The sequence below is a fragment of the Pricia sp. genome, from assembly GCF_041745955.1.
Lineage (GTDB): Bacteria > Bacteroidota > Bacteroidia > Flavobacteriales > Flavobacteriaceae > Pricia.
On sequence record NZ_JBGTHY010000456.1, the window covers coordinates 1 to 3593 of the forward strand.

The window sequence follows — 3593 nt, forward strand, 5'->3', positions numbered from 1 at the left end:
TTTGAAAGTCGCTAAGAATCGGAGTGCCTTTGGGACTTTGGGCATGCCAGGCCGGATGGTTCCAGAACACAAAGGCATCCTGCTTTTTGGCGGTAGCAAAGGCGTCTTCGGGTTTGTCCTGTACCAATGGGTTCGCATCTGAAATAAAGATGGCATTGCTGTGCCCCACGGGTTCGGAATGGGTTATTTCCGAGCCATGAACGATTAGCAAGCCATGTTCAACTGCCTCTTCCATGGCCTTAGCCAATTCAAAGGAACGATTACGGTCAGGGTGTGGAATATCTTCCTTATGGGGCTGGTATTCCAAATGTTCGGTCAGGGAAATGGCATCCAAATTTTCACGAAGTGCTTCCTGCACCCGTATTTTTGGCCAAACATCGCCATCCGAAAATACGGTGTGCTGGTGCAGGTCGGTCTTGAGGGTTTTGTATCCCTCGATATCGGGATAGGTGAGGGGCTGGGCTCCGGTGTGGGAATGGTCTTGGGCAATGCCGATTGCACAAGTTAGTAGGGAAAATAGGAGGGTTAAAATCTTCATGACCTGTGGTTTTCCCAAAAATAGTGATTTTAATTGTTCGGTATGGAAAGGGATAAAACGATTTGATTAAGAAACCGTAAATTTAACTCGATTTGAACCCCTGCCGGACGTAAAATGATGCGCTCCTTACGCTACACAACCTTGGATGAAATTGACGATACGATTCTAGTCGATGTACTACATGATGCATTCCGTGTGAGGGATAAAAAGTTCTGGAAATAAAGGGTGGTGCCATGGCTAAAACAGTCAAAATATTTTGTTTAACCTTTGTATTTATATAATTAAAAATCAAATGTTTGACAGCCTTATCTAAACTAGTGGTTTATTTAATGTAAATTTTCCCTAACGGGTAAAAAATTATTGCTTTTCTACAAAAAAAAAGAACTTTGGTTCTATAAAATGGAAGATATTTTCTTGAATTTTTTGACCGCCACCCAGCATCATTCTATCAATCCCTTATCCTTATAAATATCGATGTACTGTTCACTTAGCGCATCCGAATCGTTATACTTTTCTCGGATGGCGGTCAGCTTTTCCTTCATTTCGGTGACAGTATCGGCGTAGGCCGGGTCGTCGTATACATTGTTCATTTCCATCGGATCTTTTTTACGATCGTAGAGCTCCCATTCGTCGACATCGAAATAGAAATGGATGAGTTTAAAATCCTCGGTCGCGATACCGTAATGTCTTTTCACGGCGTGTTCGGCGGGGTACTCGTAATAGTGGTAGTAGACGGCATCCCTGTCCCATTTTTCGGTTTCCCCCTTTAGAAGGGGCATGAGACTTTCCCCTTGCATATTATCGGGCGCGTTCACCCCGGCGGCCTCTAGAAAAGTCTGTGCAAAATCGAGGTTCTGGACCATTTCGTCGGAGGTGGTATGGGGCGCAATCTCATGTGGCCACCGGATCAGCAAGGGCGTCGTGAACGATTCGTCGTACATAAACCGCTTATCGAACCATCCGTGCTCGCCGAGATAGAAGCCTTGGTCGGAAGTGTAGACGACTAACGTGTTCTCTGTCAATCCCTCTTCATCAAGATAGTCCAACACCCGGCCGACATTTTCGTCGACGGCGGCGATAGTACCCAGATAGTCCTGCATGTAACGTTGGTATTTCCAGACCATCAAGGTGGAGTCGTTCATGTTGGGATACCGTTTTTTGAAATCGGCGTTGATCGGGCCGTAAATAGAATCCCAAGAAGCCCGTTGTTCTGAGGTCATACGTTCGATGGGATTGTTGAGTTCGCGGTCTTTAATGCCGAGTTCTTCTATGATTTCGGGGTACACCTTATTGTCATAATTGTAGGTCATGTGTTTGAGGATGTTCATTTCCGCCGTCGCGGCAGCCGTCCCTCGGTTTGCATAATCGTCAAATAGGGTTTCGGGTAACGGAAAAGTTTTTTTCGCGAACTCGGTATAATGCCGTTTTGCGGGAAGCCACGACCGATGGGGCGCTTTGTGCAGGTACATTAATAGGAAGGGTTTTGTAGTGTCCCTCCGCTTTTCCATCCAGTCCAAAGTAAGATCGGTCGTGATGTCGGTCACATAGCCTTGAATGGTCGTATCGCCTTTTTGGGTGATGAACTTGGGATTGTAATAATCCCCCTGCCCCGGAAGGATCTTGAACTCGTCGAACCCTTTGGGATTATTCCCAAAATGCAGTTTTCCGAACATGGCCGTCTGGTAGCCCGCTTTTTGAAGGATTTGTGGAAAGGTCACGTTGGTCGTGTCAAAAGGAGTGAGATTATCGATTTTGCCGTTGATATGGCTATGCTTTCCGGTGAGGATGACAGCACGGGAAGGCGCACAAATGGAATTGGTGACACTGGCATTGGTAAAGAGCATCCCTTCATTGGCAAGCCGGTCGATGTTGGGCGTTTGGATCAGTTTGTCGTTGTACGCGCTGATGGCCTGATAGGCGTGATCATCGGACATGATAAATACGATGTTCGGGCGTTTCTTCTCTTTTTCCTCGGATGTTTCATCCGCACAGGAAGAAATAAAAATGAGTAGAAGGATGGATAGGATGGCAAAACTGGCTTTCATCTTTGGATGGTTTTAGTTAAACATCCAAAGTACTGAAAAAAAAGCTTGCCTGCCGGTAGGCAGGTAACCTTAGTTATGTCAGGGCGTTGACCGTCTTCCGCAGCGCGGTCAAAGTGGTCAACAATTGCTCCAAATGATCCAGATGCAGCATATTCGCCCCATCGCTCTTGGCATTGGCAGGGTCGAAATGTGTCTCCATAAAGATACCGTCCACGCCGGCTGCGATACCCGCCCGGGCCATGGTATTGATGAGTTCGGGGCGGCCGCCGGTGACTCCCGAAGACTGGTTGGGCTGTTGTAGGGAATGGGTAACATCCAAGACCACCGGGGCGTATTGTTTCATGGTCGGGATGCCCCTGAAATCTACAATCATATCCTGATAGCCGAACATGGTGCCACGGTCTGTGATACACACCTGTACGTTACCGGAATCGGTTACTTTGGCCACAGCGTGTTTCATGCTTTCGGGACTCATAAACTGTCCTTTTTTAAGGTTGACCACCTTTCCGGTTTCGGCAGCGGCTACCACTAAGTCCGTCTGACGCACCAGAAAAGCGGGAATCTGGAGTACATCCACATATTCCGCGGCCATGGCGGCATCGGAAGTTTCATGGATATCGGTCACAGTAGGTACGTCAAAAGTTTCGGAAACTTTCCGAAGAATCTTCAACGCCTTTTCATCCCCGATGCCCATAAAGGAATCCACACGGCTGCGGTTCGCCTTTTTAAAACTTCCCTTAAAAATATACGGAATTTTCAATGCGTCCGTCACTTTGACGATATGCTCCGCAATACGCAGGGCCATATCCTCTCCTTCAATGGCACAGGGCCCAGAAAGGAGAAAGAAGTTGTTGCTATCAGCGTGTTTGAGTTTGGGGATAAGCGAAAGGTCCATATCTTAAATTTTCCTCAAATATACTGGAAAACTGTGATTTAGTTTTTAGATTCGATGGACGCCAATCCAATACTAATGGACAAGAAAGCATTTTTTTCGATATGCGCTATCTTAA

3 protein-coding genes are annotated in these 3593 nt (G+C 46.8%); all 3 read right to left on the minus strand.

The genetic code is table 11. The features are described 5' to 3' along the window. Positions 1 to 538, minus strand: a 538-nt coding sequence (locus ACEW8S_RS16185; RefSeq protein ID WP_373519160.1) for a PHP domain-containing protein, incomplete at its 3' end; no start/stop codon positions are given. 440 nt (positions 539 to 978) lie between these two features. After that, positions 979 to 2583 carry a sulfatase gene (locus ACEW8S_RS16190; RefSeq protein WP_373519161.1) on the minus strand — a complete coding sequence of 535 codons (1605 nt, stop codon included), beginning with the start codon at positions 2581 to 2583 and terminating at the stop codon, positions 979 to 981. 73 nt (positions 2584 to 2656) lie between these two features. Further along, positions 2657 to 3478, minus strand: coding sequence for a 3-deoxy-8-phosphooctulonate synthase (gene kdsA, locus ACEW8S_RS16195; RefSeq protein WP_373519162.1), 822 nt, complete (start codon positions 3476 to 3478; stop codon positions 2657 to 2659). Positions 3479 to 3593: the final 115 nt, after the last annotated feature.